The organism is Paraburkholderia sp. EG304 (assembly GCF_046543485.1).
GTDB lineage: Bacteria > Pseudomonadota > Gammaproteobacteria > Burkholderiales > Burkholderiaceae > Paraburkholderia > Paraburkholderia youngii.
On sequence record NZ_JBKGUA010000030.1, the window covers coordinates 1 to 15,807 of the forward strand.

The following is a 15,807-nucleotide window of genomic DNA, read 5'->3' on the forward strand; positions in this document are numbered from 1 at the left end:
GAAACCCGCACCTTCGTCAGCTTCCATCGCCAGCGTCTGCTGCTTCATCCTGTTCTGCCTTCCTTATCCACTCCGCTCTATAACGCTCCGAGTAGCTATGCGGTGGACTTGATCAGCAATGCCCTAAGTCAATTCTGCCTTGCAGGCCGTCAGGAAAGCTGTTGTTTTTGAGGAAAGCGCGCTCAGCGTCGCGCGAGGTTGCGTTGCAGCGCCGCGCAGCCCGCATCCACCAGCATTTCGACCACGTTGGCGCGCTCGTCGGGCTTGAAGTCGCTGATCCAGATCACGCGGCAACGCGTGGGCGTGTCGGCGACGACCTGCAACGTCGAGTGATGATGCTCGAAGCGTCCGCCGCCCACCGAGTAGGCGAGCCGCAGGTGCGCATCGTCGACGGCGATCACCCGTTCCTCGACCACGGTGCCGTCGGCGAACGTGACCCAGCGCAGTTCTCCTTCCATGCGCGCCTCGGTCAGCACGCCCGCGAACGCGTGGGCGACGTCGGCGGGATCGCGCAGCGCCGCCCATGCATCGGCCGCGGCGGTTTCCACGGCAATTTCCCGGTAGATCGTAGCCATCGCAGTTCCTCTTATACGTGTCAGGTAAGGATGTCTCAACGATTGGGCTGCGCCGGCTGATCTGCGTCGAACCTGTCGCCATGACGGCCCGCGCCCGATGCAAAGCGCGCCGCGCCCGCCACGCCCTCGGCGAAGACCGCCGCGTAGCCGCCCGCCCCTTCGCGCCGCAACGCCTCGGCGAGATCGTTAAGCGTGCTGTTCTCGAGCACGGAACGGCGATCGGCGAGCAGCGCCGCCTGCGGAAACGCGGCGAGCTCCGCGGCCAGTTGCTCGGCGGCCGCGCGCGCTTCGCCCTTCGGCACTACGCGATTGGCGAGCCCGAACCCTAGGGCCTCGTGCGCATCGACCGCGCGGCCGGTCAGGATCAGATCGAGCGCGCGCGACAAACCGATCAGCCGCGGCAGCCGGATCGTGCCACCGTCGATCAGCGGAATGCCGACGCGCCGGCAGAACACACCGAGCACCGCGTCTTCCTCGACGACGCGCAGATCGCACATCGCGGCAAGCTCGAGTCCACCCGCGACCGCGTAGCCGGCGATCGCGGCGATCACCGGCTTGCTCAAGCGTGTGCGGGTCGGTCCCATCGGACCCGGGCCGCTGCCGTCGGCGTGCAGTTCGTTGCGACGCGTGTCGTCGGCGAGCGCGCTCAGGTCTGCGCCCGCGCAAAACGTGCCGCCCGCTCCGAACAGCACGGCCGCGCGCCATGCGGGCTCGGTCTCGAAACGGCTGAACGCGGCGCTCAACGCGTCGGCCACCTGCCGGTCGACCGCGTTGCGCCGCGCGGGCCTGTCCAGCACGATCGTCGCGACGCCGTTGACGTCATGCGACTCGATTCGCACATGATGATTGAAATGTTCGGTGGCTATCATCGTTAGGTATACTTGAACGGGTATCTGAAACGCCGAGTTCGCGTGGTGATCAGGAAGTGTTGCCAACCGCTCATGCAGCGCGATTAATCCGGTAGGCCGTCATGTTTTCGTCACATCCGGCTCGTAGCGTTAGCGCTCTATTAACGCGCTGGTGTCCCGCCGCCAGCTTGCCGAGTGTGCCTTTGTCCCTGCCTTTGCCCAATTCATCGCCGGCCTCCGCACCGACCAGCGCCGAAACGGTCTGGATCGTGCCGTTGCGCGAGCATTCATGGTACGACCACGTGCGTCTGAAGCGCGTATTCGTTACCGACGGCACCCGTCACCAGGTGGTGCTCGTCGATCTGCGCAAGCTGCTCGTCTGCGCGAATCGCGACAACACCGATTACGTGCTGAAGCCGGTCGCCGAATGGCACGCGGGCAAGATCCGCGGCATTCGCGAGTTTCTCGATCCCGACAGCGCGCGCATTCCGCAGATGCCCTACGTGACGATCTCCACGCGTCGCGCGCCGGGATTGCTCGGCTGGTTCGGCATCGAGCGCGAGGGGGTGGTCGCGTTTCGCAACGGCCAGCATCGCGCGCGCTACCTGGCCGACGCGGGCGCGCGCTGGTGTCCGGTCGAAGTGCACGAGCGCGAGGCGGCATTGCTGCGTGAGCTGTGCGGTGCGGCCGATGATGCCCGCACCGAGATTCGCGCGACCCCACTGAGCGACAGCGACGTCTGAGTTTCGCGGTCCGCGGCAACTCGCATAGACCCCGGTTATCACCGCTACCCCGCCTGCACGACGTTGCGCGGCGTGCCCGCCTGCCACGCCGCGATGTTCGCGAGCGTGGTCTGCGCGATCTCGGTCATCGCCTCGCGCGTGAAGAACGCCTGGTGCGCGGTGACGATCACGTTCGGGAACATCAACAGACGCGCGAGCACGTCGTCCTGCAGCGGCAGATTCGAATGATCCTCGAAGAAGATGCCGCCTTCTTCCTCGTACACATCGAGCCCGAGATGGCCTAGCTGGCCGTCCTTCAACGCGCCGATCAGCGCGTTCGCCTCGACGAGCCCGCCGCGCCCGGTGTTGATCAGCATCGCGCCGCGCTTCATCTTCGCGAGCGCGGCGCGGTTGATCAGATGATAGGTGTCGGGCAGCAGCGGGCAATGCAGACTGACGATGTCCGATTCGGCGAGCAAGGTATCGAGCGGCACGTAGCGCGCGCCGAGGGCGATCAGTTCGTCGGCGTGCGGCCCCGGGTCGTAGGCGAGCACCTGCATGCCGAAGCCCGCCATGATGCGCCCGAATACCCGGCCGATGATGCCGGTGCCGATCACGCCGACCGTCTTGCCGTGCAGGTCGAAGCCGAGCAGTCCATGCAGCGAGAAGTCGCCTTCGCGCGTGCGCGCGACCGCGCGCGGCAGGCGCCGGTTCAGCGCGAGAATCAGCCCGACCGCATGTTCGGCGACCGCATACGGCGAATAGGCCGGCACGCGCGCGACCGGCAGGCCGAGCCGCTCGGCCGCCGCGAGGTCGACGTGATTGAAGCCCGCCGAGCGCAGCGCGATCATGCGCGTGCCGCCCGCATGAAGCCGTTCGAGCGTGGCGGCGTCGACCTTGTCGTTGACGAACGGGCAGACCACGTCGTAGCCATGCGCGAGGATCGCGGTCTCGCTGTCGAGAGGGGATTCATGGAAATGCAGTTCATAGCCATGCGCGGCATTGGCTTCGGTGAATGTTTCGACGTCGTATTGACGGCTGCTGAACAGGATCGTGCGCATATGAGGCTCCGGAGTAGCGTGCTTAGACGTGATTTACGAAGTCGGTTTTTCGTAAATGAATAACAGTGACAGATGTGCCGAACTGCAATATCGAATGCACAAACATGCGGCAAGAAACGGGTCAAACAGCAGATTATCTTTCTCACGATGTTAGGCGACTTCGCGAGGAAAGAGTAACTGTCGGGCATTCGGACGCGCGCTTAGCGCGCCGGCTACCCTGGCCAAAAAACTTGCGCAATCGCGCGGTTCGGTGAATGATCGGACGAACGGCCTCGAGCGGCGTATCTGCGGCGAGGCCGTTCGCTCCTTTGCGCTTCACATTCACACACCGATCATGCCGACTTCAACTCCTACTACCGTTGCTGCTTCCGTCCCCTGTCCGGTTGTCGAATCGCTCGACGCCATCCTTCCCGAAGAACCGCTGCTGATGATGGGCGCCGGCCCCGTGCCGATTCCCGCCGCGGTCGCGAAGGCCAATGCGATCGTGATCAACCATCTGGGCGGCACGATGGCGAAGGTGGTGAACCAGGTGAAGACGATGGCGCGCTACGTGTTCCAGACGCAGTCGAAGTGGGTGCTCGGCGTAGCGGGACCGGGGTCGGGCGCGATGGAGATGGCGATCTGCAATCTCGCGTGGGAAGGCACGCGCATGCTGTGCATCAAGAACGGCTTCTTCAGCGACCGCATGGGCGAAATGGGCCGGCGTGTCGGCGCGAGGGTGACCACGCTCGAAGTCGCGGACCGCACGGTCGCGAGTCTCGATCAGGTCGCCGAAGCGCTGCGCCGCGAGCGTCCCGAGGTCGTCACGGTCGTGCAGGGCGAGACCTCGAACACCGTGTGGAACCATCATCTGAAAGACATCGTCGCGCTCGCGAAGGAAGCCGGCGCGCTCGTGATCGTCGACGCCGTCTGCACGCTGAGCACGATGCCGCTCGAAATGGACAACTGGGGCATCGACGCGGTGATTACCGGCGGGCAGAAGGGCTTGTCGTCGATTCCGGGTGTGTCGCTGATCGCGTTCTCAGACGCGGCGTGGGCGCGCGTCAAAGGCCGCACGGTGCCCAACACGCACTGGTGCCTCGATGCATCGCTGGCGGAAAACTTCTGGCACAACGCTGGTTATCACTACACGGCGCCGGTGTCGGGCGTACTCGCTTTGCACGAGGCGCTGCGGCTCGTCTGCGCGGAAACACTGGAGAAGCGTTTCGCGCGCCATCTGAAATGCTCGCTCGCGTTGCAGCAGGGCGTCACCGCGATGGGCCTGCAACTGTATGCGCCGGAGAATTGCCGGCTCAACTCGGTGATCGGCATCGAGGTGCCGGACGGCCTGAGTCCCGCCGACGTCTGCGCGCATATCTCGCGACAGCATCAGGTGGAAATCGCCGGCTCGTTCGGTTTGCCGATTGTGCGGATCGGCCAGATGGGCGAGCAGTGCCGCGAGCACAACCTGTTTCGCACCGTGCACGCGCTCGGCCGCACGATGGTCGATCTCGGCGTCAAGGTCGATTTGCCGGCGGGCGTCGCGGCGCTCGAGCGCGGATTGAGCGAAGGTAAATAAGGCATTTGACGACGCGCTACGAATAGCATTCGTAGCGCATATTTTTTGTGCGATCCAGCACTTTATAGTCCCATTAGAAAGTTTTTTTCCGCCATTATCGCGTTGCAATAAATTAATGCTTCGCAAGGTTTTTACATAACAATTGCGGCATCGCTGAAACCCTTACGGAATAAGGCTCTGCGCCTTTCTAAAGGGTTTTTTTCTCTTCTTACTTTCTATTGTCCTCTGTGCGGCGGCGCACGTATCCAGATCAGGCGGAAACGTAAAGTAGGTCACGGCGAGAGCAGCGCAATGCGCTCGCTGCGGTAAATCGCAAGACCATGATTCGACACACGGCGCGTGCCAGGACGCGCCTGCCGCGCTCATGCATGCTTTCCGCCGAAACATAGCTTTAACGCCCAAGCCCCCCGCGAGGCGATAAAAAGGATTTCTATCCGATTCGATAGTTCGATCGCGTGGAGTCTCGAAGCATGTCTTCGAGGGCCCATGCACGTACGAAGCAAGGAAATCGACACTATGGCGAGCGCATACGACTCAGGTCAATCGGCAGCGGTTATTGTTGGAGCAGAGTTGAACGGACTGGGGGTGGCGCGATCGCTCGCGCAGGCCCGCATTCCGGTTGTCGCAGTCGATACGAGGAGCCGCGCGGCGACGTGGTGCCGACACGTTCACGCGCATCAGGTAAAAAGTTTCGTTGGAAAAATATTCGTCGACGAAATGATCGAACTCGGCAAGCGGTTCGATCGTCTGCCGGTTCTGATTCTGACGGACGAAGACGCGGTGCATGCGGTATCGGAAAATCGGCTGGCTTTGTCGCACTGGTATCGATTCCGTTTGCCCGCCGACGACACCGTCAAGATGTTGTCGAGCAAGGCGCGCTTTCACGAATTCGCACAGAGCCATGGCTTTCGGGTGCCGCGCTCGGTCGTGCTCGAAAAGCTTGCCGACATCGAACGGCTGGCCGAATTGCGCTACCCGTGCGTGCTGAAACCAGATGACAAGCGCAACGTGCTGCGTGGCGAGAAAGAACGCGCGGTGCGCGTCGACACGCTGCAGCATGCACGCGATCGCGCGATCGCGATGCTGGCGACGCCAGGCGGCATCATCGCGCAGGAGTGGATCGAGGGGCCCGACAGCAACATCCACTTCACGCTGTTCTATCGCGGCGCCGACGGCAAGATGGTCAGCATGTTCACCGGCCGCAAGGTGTTGAGCTCGCCCCCGGGCGTCGGCAACACCGCCATCTGCGTGGCCGCGCCCGAAGCGCGCGGGACGCTCGAACCGCTGACGCGGCGCTTCGCCGAGGCGGCCGGTTTCGACGGCATGGGCAGCATCGAGTACAAGTGGGACGACAACTACAACGAGTTCGTGATGGTCGAACCGACGGTCGGCCGCACGGACTGGCAGGAGGAGATCGCGACGCTGTGCGGCGTCAACATTCCGCTTGCCGCGTACCGCCATGAACTCGGCCTGCCGTTACCTGTCGAGCGCCTGAGCCGGGTACCGGTCGCGTGGCGCGCGACGTTTTCCGACCGGCCGCCGCCCGAACTGCTGAGCGAGCGCACCAAAATTTTCGATGGCTATTTCCGCTGGAACGATCCGTTGCCAGCGTTGCAGCACTATGTCGTGATGAATCCGCTGCGACGCATGAAGCGCAGCTGGAAAAAAGCGATCAGGGCGCCCGAGTCGCGTCAGGCCAAAGCTTGACGCTAACGACAAAAAAGCCGTTCCCCTGGAGACCAGCAATGTCTTTGACCGATACCATCATCATTGGCGCGGGGCCGTACGGGTCATCTCTTGCCGCGCATCTGAAGGCCGCCGGCGTGGATCACCAGATCCTCGGCGAACCGATGGGAGCGTGGCGAAACTACATGCCGCCCGGCATGCTGCTGCGCTCCGAAGCTTTTGCGTCGAGCATGCACGCGCCGCGCAGCGGCTTTACCGTCGAAGACTACTGCCGCCTCAAAGGGCTGCCTTACCGGCCGCTCGGCATGGCGCTGCCGCTCGAGACCTTCGTCGAGTACGGGCTGTGGTTCCAGTCGAATCTGGTCGGCGAAATCCAGCCAGTCGATGTACTCGCATTGCGCCGCGTCGGCGATCAGTTCCAGCTATCGCTGAGCGACGGCCGCTCGCTCGCCGCGCGCCGGGTGGTGATCGCGCTCGGCCTGAAGGGCTTCGCGCAAACTCCGCCGGCGCTGCAGGACTTGCCGCCGCAGTATGCGTCGCATTCGGAGCTGTACGGGAACCTCGAATGGGCGCGCGGCAAGGACATTGCGATCGTCGGCGGCGGGCAGTCGGCGCTCGGGCTGTCCGCGTTGCTCAACGAGCTCGGCGCACGCGCGCACGTGCTGATGCGCGAGAGCAGCGTGGTGTGGCATGAGCGGCCGCACGGCGGGCGCAACATCCTGTCGCGCATCAAGAGACCCGACGCGGGGCTCGGGCGCGGCTGGCGCTCCCTGTTCCTGTCCGAGTTTCCCGGCGTGTTCCACATGCTCGACCCGCGACGCCGCAAGCTGATCATGGAGCACACTTATGGCGCGTCCGGCGCATGGTGGCTGCACGATCGCGTGGTCGGCAAGGTACAGATCTCGCATCGCACCGTGGTGCGCTCCGCCGCGATCGAAAACGACCGCGTCGTCCTGAACGTGCTGACCGACGGCAAGGAAGCGCGCGTGAGCGCCGATCACGTGATCGCCGCGACCGGTTTCAAAACCGACATGCGGCAGCACGCGTTCCTGTCGAAAGATCTGGCCGACGCGATTTCGAATCAGGGCGGCATGCCCGACCTGAACTCGCACTACGAAACGCGCGTGCGCGGCCTCTATGTGATCGGTCCGGCGTCCGCCCACAGCTTCGGGCCCGTGATGCGCTTCGTCTATGGAACCAAGCACGCGTCGCCGACCGTGGCGCGGCACCTGATCGGCTCGTTGAAAGCGGGCTCGCGGCAACGCGCGTGGCCCGTCGTCCATGCACCCATGCCGGAGCGCTCAGGTGAATAAGACCCAAACAACGGGCGCCTCTTTCCGCTCGCGCCTCTCCGATAGCTACCGCGGACCCCGCATGAAGCGCTACAAGGCGCTCGTGAAAGAGATGCTCGCGGGCTTCGTGTTGTGGTCGGGTCTTGCGTGGTGCACGCGCAAGCTACTGTGGCGCGATCGCGTGGCCGTGCTGCTTTATCACGATCCTGATCCGGACACGCTCGACCGTCATCTGACTTATCTGAGCAAGCTGTGCGAGTTCGTGCCGTTGACCGACGTCAGCGCGCCCGGCCGCGGCCGCCCGCGCGTGGCGATCACGCTCGACGACGGCCACGCGGGCAACGCGAAGCTGTTGCCGGTGTTCATCAAGCACAAGGTGCGCCCGACGATCTTCCTGTGCAGCCGCATCGTCGGACGGCCGCGCAGTCACTGGTGGCTGCATCCGGGTTCGCTGCGCGTCGGCCATGAACGTCTGAAGCGCATGACGAACGAAGAGCGCCTCGCCGCGCTGGCGGCTGAAGGCTTCCAGCAGGACGACGACGACCGGCCGACCGGCCTGTCGATCGAACAGATGCAGGCGATGCGCGAGCACATCGACTTCCAGGCGCATACGCGCTTCCATCCGATCCTCACGCATTGCAGCGACGCTGAAAGCCAGGCCGAAATCAGCGACAGCCGCCATGAAATCGCGGCGCTGCTGCAACAGCCGTGCGAGCACTTCGCGTATCCGAACGGCAATTACGGCGAGCGCGAAGTGGAGTTCGTGCGCGCGGCGGGCTTCAAAACCGCGCGTACCTGCGACATCGGCTGGAACGATCAGCACACCGATCCGTACCGGCTGCGCACCATCATCATCGACGATACGGCGTCGACGCTGCGCTTCGCGGCGCAATTGAGCGGCATTGCACTGTTCCTGCGCTATCTGCGCGAGGGCGGCGGCTGGCGCGGCAAGTTTCCGCAGTTTTGAACAGAGGGAGCGCCCGGACCACGCGAATGGTCCGGGCAAAGCCGTCCGGGTTCTTCGCGAGACGGCTCGAGAGGCAGACAACAGGAGGGGAACATGCAGCGCTGCAGGGTACTGGTGATCAACGATTACGCGCACATGGGCGGCGCGGAAGTGGTCTATCAACAATCGGCCGAGCTGTTGGGCACGCTGCGCGGCGTGGAGGTCGAGCGTTTCGACGATAGCCAGTTCTCCGGCCGCTCGACGATGCTGACGCGCTCCTGGAACACGACCGCCGCGCGCGCGCTCGAAAAGGCGCTGCACCGTTTCCGGCCGCATCGGCTGATGGTGCACAACTACCACAACGTGCTATCGCCTTCGATTCTCAGCGTGATCGCGCGCAACCAGCGTCAGTTCGGCTACCGCGCGTATCACACCTGCCACGACTATCACCTCGTCTACTACAACCCGTCGCTGCAGTACTTCGACAAGGACAAGCGGCCGATCATTCTGCCGCTCGACGTGTTGCGCACACGCGCGGTTTTCACGTTGCGGCCGACGCCGAAGGGCCTCGTGCACGATCTGATGACGAAGGCGTGGTGGCACGCGGTCCGCGCGGCTTATCAGCCCGCGCGCGTGTTCGACAAGATCCTGTGCCCGAGCCTGTTCATGCAGCAGGCGCTGCATCGCGTGGGCATCGAGAACACGGTGATCGTGCACAATCCGTCGGCGGTGCCGAGTGCGATGCCGATCGTCACGGTGCGTGACAAGGAGCGCTTCAACATCGCGTTCGTCGGACGGATCTCGCCGGAGAAAGGTCTGCTGCAATTTCTGACGCTTTGCGAGGCGGCGGGCTTCGAACGCATCAATAGCATCGGCGTGTATGGCGACGGGCCGGATCGCGCGGCGATCGAACAGCGCTACGCGTCGCTGATCGCCGAGCGCAAGCTGATCCTGTTCGGCACGATGCCGCAGCAGCAGCTGTTTCCCGCGATGCGCGAGTTCGCCGATGCGGTGGTCGTGCCGTCGGTGGGCGCGGAGAACGCGCCCCTCGTCGTCGTCGAGGCGGCGATGCTCGGCCTGCCGGTGCTGATTCGCGATGGCGGCAGCATGGCGGTGACCGCGGAATCGGTCGGCAACAAGATCAAGTTCAAGTTCGATCCGGGCAGTCTGAAACAGGCGCTCGGCGAATTGGCCGTTCATCTGGCCGATGAGCACAGAAAGTACGACGTCGGCGAATATCTGCCCGAGCATTACGCGCGGCGTCTGGCAGAAATCATGCACATCGGCGAAAGCTCGGCGCCCATCGCACCGTCGCGCCGGCGCGCGCGCTATGCAGATAATCCGCGTCCGGCGCCCTGAAAATAGTCGGTGCTGATTGTGGCAAACGGCGTGTATATCCGCACGGTTATCGTCGCTTTAAACATGCGTTTTTTATTGCGTGATTTGTCTGAAGCAATCCTGTAGCAATCGGCTTTTGTGTGCGCTGCCGAACGTTGTAAGGACGGGCTCTCTGAATATTATGATCGCCAAGGAAAGGCTTTTTTTCGAGCATTGAAGCGCGCGGCTCGACAGGGTAAGCGAGGGCGCGTAGCTGGCGATGATCGGCTCGATGGCCGACCAAACCGCAGACTCATCAGAACAAGAGCATGTGCAGGTCGTGAGCGTTTGCGTGGAAAAACGGCGGACGAGACGCGGCTAATCGGGGAAATATTCGCTACCGGGCCCGGCAGTCAGCTCAACCCAAACAGAATGTGGCCGCACGCGGCCACATCAGCGATACGGGGGATCCAGACGGTGGTGCGCTAAAGCTCAGCGCACGCCGTACGGATCAGAGGTCTCGGGAGAGGCGTAGGTCTGGTCTGAATTCCACAAATCGCTGCCGTAGGGGTCCGCTGAGTTCTTGCCGCGGACAGGCTGCGCAACGCTTGTACGTTTCTGCTTCGGAAGGCTGTTTTTAGTTTGGGTGTACACGTTGGGCGCGACATAGCGGTTCTTTTTTGCGTACGCGAAATCCGACGGGGAGCCGTAAAGCGTCGTGGAACTGGCCGCATGAGGCGTCATCGCGTCGAGTTGCGAGTGCTTGGCGACATAACGCGGCGCATAAGCGGAAGAGGAGGCGGACACGATGCTCTGGGCGTGTCCCACCTGGGCAGTCAGTAATACCGGTAATACGGCGGCAAGAAGTTTTTTCATTTCGGTCTCCGTAAAAAAGCGAGTGGTGCGATGTTAGGGAAAAGAGCCGAGCTCGCATAGGTGCTGTTACACACAAGGTAGCCGATGTGGCGTAAATCAGCTACCCCGTCCGATCGAGGCGGTCGGCTCGACGGACACGGGCGTGACTGGATGCGGCGACGTGCCGGTCCGGGCGCCGCGAAGTAGTGGGAAACCGTCGAGACTTTGGGAGAACTCGCATGAACCAAAGCAGTGCACCATTCGATAGCCGGAACAACAACAGCGAACATCCGCCGGCAGGCTTCGCGAACTATCTGGATGCGCTGTATGACAACCGCAAGCTGATTGCCATCACGACGGCCATCGCGGTCGCGCTCGGCATCGGTTATTCGGTGTTCTCCCAACCCGTCTATCGCGCGGACATCCTGGTGCAGGTCGAGGAGAACGCGGGAACCTCGTCCAAGAGCGTGATCGGCGACGTGTCCGCGATGTTCGACGTGAAGACCGCGACGTCCGGCGAGGCCCAGGTGATCGGCTCACGCATGGTGGTGGGCCGCGCGGTCGACAAGCTCAATCTCGACATCGAAGCGGCGCCGCGCTACTTCCCGCTGTTCGGCCGCTGGCTCGCCCGCCATTCCGATCATCTGTCGACGCCGGGACCGCACGGCTACGTGTACGGCAACGAGCGCATCACGGTGTCGAAATTCGACGTGCCGGAAGAGCTGTTCGACCGTCCGTTCGTGCTGAGGATGGGCGAGGGTTCGAGCTACGAGCTGCAATACGGCAAGCTGAAGCTCGACGGCACGGTCGGCCAGGCGCTTACCGCGACGACCAACTACGGGCCGCTCATGCTCGTCGTCGACCGGATCGACGCGAAGCCCGGCGCGACCTTCGAATTGCGGCGCCAGTCCGCGCTGACGACGACCGAAAAGCTGCGCAAGGAATTGACGATCTCCGAAAAAGGCAAGGAGTCCGACATCCTCGGCGTGTCGCTCGAGGGCAGCGATCCGAATAAGATCAGCGCGATTCTCGGGACCATCGCGGGCGAATACGTGAGCCAGAACCTGAAGCGCAAATCCGAGGAAGCGGAGCGTTCGATCCGTTTCCTCGAAATGCAGCTTCCGGAAATGCGCCAGCAGCTTTCGGATTCGGAAACGCGCTTCAACGACTTCCGCGCGAAGCATGGCACCGTCGATCTCGGCGAGGAAGCGACCAACCTGCTTCAACTGTCGGTTCAGGCGCAGACGCGGCTCGCGGAACTCCAGCAGAAGCGCAATGAACTGCTGTCGCGCTTCACCGACCAGCATCCGGCGGTGCAGTCGGTCAACGCGCAGTTGCGTGCGGCGCAACAGGAAGCGAAAGATCTCGCGAGCCGGACGCAGTCGCTGCCGCCGCTCGAACAGAACGTGCTGCGCCTGCAGCGCGACGTGCAGGTCGGCACCGAACTCGACACGTCGCTGCGCAATACGCTCGAACAGCTGAAGCTGATCAAGGCGGGCAAGGCCGGCAATGTGCGCATCGTCGACGGCGCCGTCGCGCCCGATACGCCGGTGCGGCCCAAGCCGCTCCTGATCATCATCGGCGCGATGATGCTCGGCGTGTTCGTCGGCGCGGTGATCGCGCTGGTGCGTCAGCGTCTGTTCGATGCGATCGACGATCCGTACGAAGTCGAGCTGCGCACCGGTCTGCCGGTCTACGCGAGCGTGCCGTTCAGCCGTCAGGAAGAGCGCTTCGCGCACAGCCGTCGCCGTCCGGAATCGAAGGCGCTCGTGCTCGCGGGCGAAGCGGTGATCGATCCGGCGATCGAAAGTCTGCGTGGCTTTCGCACCGCGCTCGAATTCACGATGACCAAGGCGCGCAACCATATCGTGCTGATCACGGGCCCGACGCCGGGCATCGGCAAGTCGTTCGTGTCGCTGAATCTCGCCGCGGTCATCGGTGCGACCGGCAAGCGCGTGCTGCTGGTCGACGGTGACCTGCGCCGCGGCTTCCTGCATCGGCATCTCGGCGGCGATCGCGGTCCCGGCCTGTCCGATCTGATCCAGGGCGCGTACCGCCCCGAAGAGCTGATTCGCGCGACCCGTTTCCAGGGTGTCGATTTCATCGCGAGCGGCCGCCAGGTGGCGAGCCCGAGCGACGTGCTGTCGAACGCGCGGCTCGAGTCGGTGCTGCGCCAGGTCGCGACCGGCTACGACGTCGTGCTGCTCGACGGACCGCCGGTGCTGCTCGCCGCGGATGCGGTGCGGCTCGCGTGCGTGGCAGGCACGACGTTCTTCGTCGCGCGTCAGGGTGTGACGGGCATCGGCGAACTGCGTGAGTCGGTCCGCCAGATGCAGAAGGTCGGCCTGCCGGTGCGCGGCGTGATCATGAACGGACTGAAGATGCGGCCGGGACGCTACAGCTACGGCTACGGACGCTATCGCTACGCGGCCTACATCTACAAACCGTACGACCGATGAACCCGGGCGCGTGGTTCGCGACGCTCCCGCGGTGCGGGGCGTAGCGCCCGAATGGACCGATCAGAAAACCAACATAGCAATGCGAAGGGATCTTACGGCCGCGCTTGCCGAGCGCACACCGTACGGGCAAGGGACTACTCGGATGAAACAGCTATTTGTCACGCCTTTTCTGCCTCAGAAAAACGCGCCGCAAGCTGGCCACCGGTTGGCCTACGACTACCTGATCAAACTGAGCGCGGAATCGGAGCTGGACGTGCTGATCGTGTCGCGCGTGCCGGTCGACGAAAAAGACATCGAGTTCCGCGCGAACGTACGCAACGTCTATATCCAGTACGTGAGCCGGTTCGACCTGATTCCGTCGTTCCTCGCGAATCCGCTGACGTTTTCACCGCGCCTGTACTCGCGCTATAAACCCGCGATCGGCAAGTTCCTCTGCGAGCTCGTCGACAGGCACCGTTACGACACGGTGCGGCTCGAGTTCTCACAATGCTTCACGTATGCACAGAACCTGCGCGAGCGTTTCCACGACGGCGTGAAGATCGTGATGTGCGCGCATGACGTGCAGATCCAGGTCATGCTGCGCATCAAGTCCATCGAAGGATGGCTGTTTACCCGGCAGACCTTCATGCTCGAACAGCGTCTGCTGAAGCTGGCCGACAAGGTGCTCGTGCTGTCGAGCAAGGACGCGCAGCTGATCAACGGGCTGTATCCCGGGGTCGGCACGGTGCAGGTCGTGCCGATCTCGCTGCCGGCGTTTCTGAAGGAAGTGCGGCGCTCCAAAGACACGATCGAGAAAGGCAACATCCTGTTCTGGGGGGCGATGCAGCGCCGCGAAAACGAAGAAGCGCTGCTCAATTTCATCGACACGATCTTCTTGCCGCTGCGCCAGCGCGGTCTGCAACTGAAGCTGTTCGTGGTCGGTTCCGATCCGAGCGAGCGCGTGAAGCGGCTGAATAGCGACGATATCTGCGTGACCGGTTTCGTCGAAAATCCCGGCAAGTACTTCGAGTCCGCCGATATCGGCGTGGTGCCGCTGCTGTCCGGCGCAGGCGTCAAGCTGAAGACGCTCGAAATGCTCGCGGCGAAACTGCCGGTCGTGTCGACGCCGCTCGGCGCGGAAGGCGTCGAGCATGACGGCACCTTGCTCAACGTGTGCGAGATCGATGAGTTCCAGCACGTGATCGAGCGCATCTACCGCGGGGAACCGGTCAACGTCAACGCCTCCGTGGCGTATCAGGCGTGACGCCATGATCGCGACCATCGCCTATCTGCTGGCCGTCGTGCTGTGCGCATCGCGCGGCGTGCTCGAGTATCTGATCGGCAAGGACGCCGCCTATCTGATCCAGGTCGGCGGCATCGTCGGACTGCTCATGTGGTACATCTCGCCGACGGCGATCGCCGCTTACTTCCGCGACGAAGGACGCCTGTCGTTCGGCTTGCTGGTGGGCATGCTGTTCTCGATCGGGCTGTCGATCGTCGCGACGCTCGCAGTCACCGATCAGCTCGGGCAGTCCTATCTTTTCGTCTTCATCTTCACGCTGTTCATCTATTTCTACGCGATCTCGAACTATCAAAGACGCTTCGTGCGGCCCCGCGTCGCCTATGTCGGGCTCGTGCTGATCGCGCTGATCGAGGCGGGCGTCGCGCTCGCGCAGCAGCAGAACGTGTTCCCTATCGATCTGCCCGGCGCGACTTACGGCTTCGACAACCTGCGCGCGCCGTCGCTGACCGGCAGCTATCTGCATTACCCGCTGTTCGTCGCGATTGCCGCGTCGCTGTGCGGCGTCGATTATCTGGTGCGCAAGAACGTGCTGTCGGGCCTCGCATGCGCGGTGCTCAGCTTCGCGATTTTCTCCGCGCTGTCGCGCAGCGGCATGCTGATCATTCTCGGCACGTTCGGGCTCGCGTTCGTGCAGGGACCGATCCAGTTCATCACCAGAAACGCGAAGCTGATCGTCGCCACGGTGCTTGCGACGATGGCGATCATGATCTTCGGCGTCGCGCTGAGCAGTCAGAACGATAGTGTCGTCAACGTCGGCACCGAACGGATGATCGGCGCGACCGACCTGCAATCGGAAGGCAACGACGGCCGCGCCGAAGCATGGGAAAAGGCCAAGTCGCTCGTATTGCCGGTCAACGCGATCGCCGGCACCTACTTCGGGCTCGTCACGAACTCGGCGCCCGAGCCGGTGAAACAGGAGTTCGGCATCGTCGAATCGAGCGTGCTGCAGCAGATCCTGAATATCGGCCTGATGGGCGCGATCTTCTATTACGGCGTGCTGATATCGGTGACGAAACTCGTGAGCAGCGCAAGCCGCATTGCGCTGTGTGTCTGGGCCGCTTTATTTCAAACGCTCTTCTATCAATCGATCGAAGTGATTCCGTTTGTCTTCATCCTGATGACATTGCCAGTGTTCGATTACGTGGACGGACCGCGTCGAAACAACGCGTAGCGAACCGCAAGGCAGTGCATGCCAGATCGTCCGCA

Annotated in this window: 13 protein-coding genes; 9 read left to right on the plus strand and 4 right to left on the minus strand. The window is 63.1% G+C overall.

The genetic code is table 11. The features are described from left to right. Nucleotides 1-182 precede the first annotated feature (182 nt). Entirely contained in the window at nt 183-575 is a 393-nt protein-coding gene (locus ACLFKU_RS28455; protein WP_410851293.1) for an SRPBCC family protein, read from the minus strand. Nucleotides 576-610: 35 nt separating this feature from the next. Further along, nucleotides 611-1,444: a crotonase/enoyl-CoA hydratase family protein gene (locus ACLFKU_RS28460; protein ID WP_410851294.1), complete on the minus strand. Its 834-nt coding sequence runs from the start codon at nt 1,442-1,444 to the stop codon at nt 611-613. A 101-nt stretch (nt 1,445-1,545) separates the two neighbouring features. On the opposite strand from ACLFKU_RS28460, the gene ACLFKU_RS28465 reads away from it, so the two are divergent. Further along, nucleotides 1,546-2,166 carry a plasmid fertility inhibition factor family protein gene (locus tag ACLFKU_RS28465; RefSeq protein WP_410851295.1) on the plus strand — a complete coding sequence of 207 codons (621 nt, stop codon included), beginning with the start codon at nt 1,546-1,548 and terminating at the stop codon, nt 2,164-2,166. A 44-nt stretch (nt 2,167-2,210) separates the two neighbouring features. Here ACLFKU_RS28465 and ACLFKU_RS28470 read toward each other — a convergent pair whose 3' ends face one another. Next, nucleotides 2,211-3,206 carry a 2-hydroxyacid dehydrogenase gene (locus ACLFKU_RS28470; protein ID WP_410851296.1) on the minus strand — a complete coding sequence of 332 codons (996 nt, stop codon included), beginning with the start codon at nt 3,204-3,206 and terminating at the stop codon, nt 2,211-2,213. Between the two features lie 334 nt (nt 3,207-3,540). On the opposite strand from ACLFKU_RS28470, the gene ACLFKU_RS28475 reads away from it, so the two are divergent. From ACLFKU_RS28475 to ACLFKU_RS28495, 5 genes are all read left to right on the plus strand, one after another. Next, entirely contained in the window at nt 3,541-4,764 is a 1,224-nt protein-coding gene (locus ACLFKU_RS28475; RefSeq protein WP_368585391.1) for a pyridoxal-phosphate-dependent aminotransferase family protein, read from the plus strand. 516 nt (nt 4,765-5,280) lie between these two features. Next, entirely contained in the window at nt 5,281-6,471 is a 1,191-nt protein-coding gene (locus ACLFKU_RS28480; protein WP_410851343.1) for a carboxylate--amine ligase, read from the plus strand. Between the two features lie 38 nt (nt 6,472-6,509). Continuing rightward, nucleotides 6,510-7,763 (plus strand): FAD-dependent oxidoreductase, encoded by a 1,254-nt coding sequence (locus ACLFKU_RS28485; RefSeq protein WP_410851297.1) that lies wholly within the window; start codon nt 6,510-6,512, stop codon nt 7,761-7,763. A gap of 61 nt (nt 7,764-7,824) precedes the next feature. Continuing rightward, the gene (locus tag ACLFKU_RS28490) at nt 7,825-8,709 is read left to right on the plus strand and encodes a polysaccharide deacetylase family protein (protein WP_410851298.1); all 885 of its coding nucleotides are present in this window, start codon (nt 7,825-7,827) and stop codon (nt 8,707-8,709) included. 93 nt (nt 8,710-8,802) lie between these two features. Next, nucleotides 8,803-10,047, plus strand: a complete 1,245-nt coding sequence (locus ACLFKU_RS28495) for a glycosyltransferase (protein WP_410851299.1) — start codon at nt 8,803-8,805, stop codon at nt 10,045-10,047. A gap of 450 nt (nt 10,048-10,497) precedes the next feature. On the opposite strand, the gene ACLFKU_RS28500 is transcribed toward ACLFKU_RS28495, so the two are convergent. Continuing rightward, nucleotides 10,498-10,881 (minus strand): hypothetical protein, encoded by a 384-nt coding sequence (locus ACLFKU_RS28500; RefSeq protein ID WP_368585386.1) that lies wholly within the window; start codon nt 10,879-10,881, stop codon nt 10,498-10,500. Between the two features lie 218 nt (nt 10,882-11,099). Here ACLFKU_RS28500 and ACLFKU_RS28505 point away from each other — a divergent pair, with 218 nt between their 5' ends. From ACLFKU_RS28505 to ACLFKU_RS28515, 3 genes are all read left to right on the plus strand, one after another. After that, on the plus strand, nt 11,100-13,319 hold the full coding sequence (locus ACLFKU_RS28505; RefSeq protein WP_410851300.1) for a GNVR domain-containing protein: 2,220 nt from the start codon (nt 11,100-11,102) through the stop codon (nt 13,317-13,319). A 142-nt stretch (nt 13,320-13,461) separates the two neighbouring features. After that, nucleotides 13,462-14,562 (plus strand): glycosyltransferase, encoded by a 1,101-nt coding sequence (locus tag ACLFKU_RS28510; protein ID WP_410851301.1) that lies wholly within the window; start codon nt 13,462-13,464, stop codon nt 14,560-14,562. A 4-nt stretch (nt 14,563-14,566) separates the two neighbouring features. Continuing rightward, the gene (locus ACLFKU_RS28515; RefSeq protein WP_410851302.1) at nt 14,567-15,772 is read left to right on the plus strand and encodes a hypothetical protein; all 1,206 of its coding nucleotides are present in this window, start codon (nt 14,567-14,569) and stop codon (nt 15,770-15,772) included. The last annotated feature ends 35 nt before the right edge of the window (nt 15,773-15,807 follow it).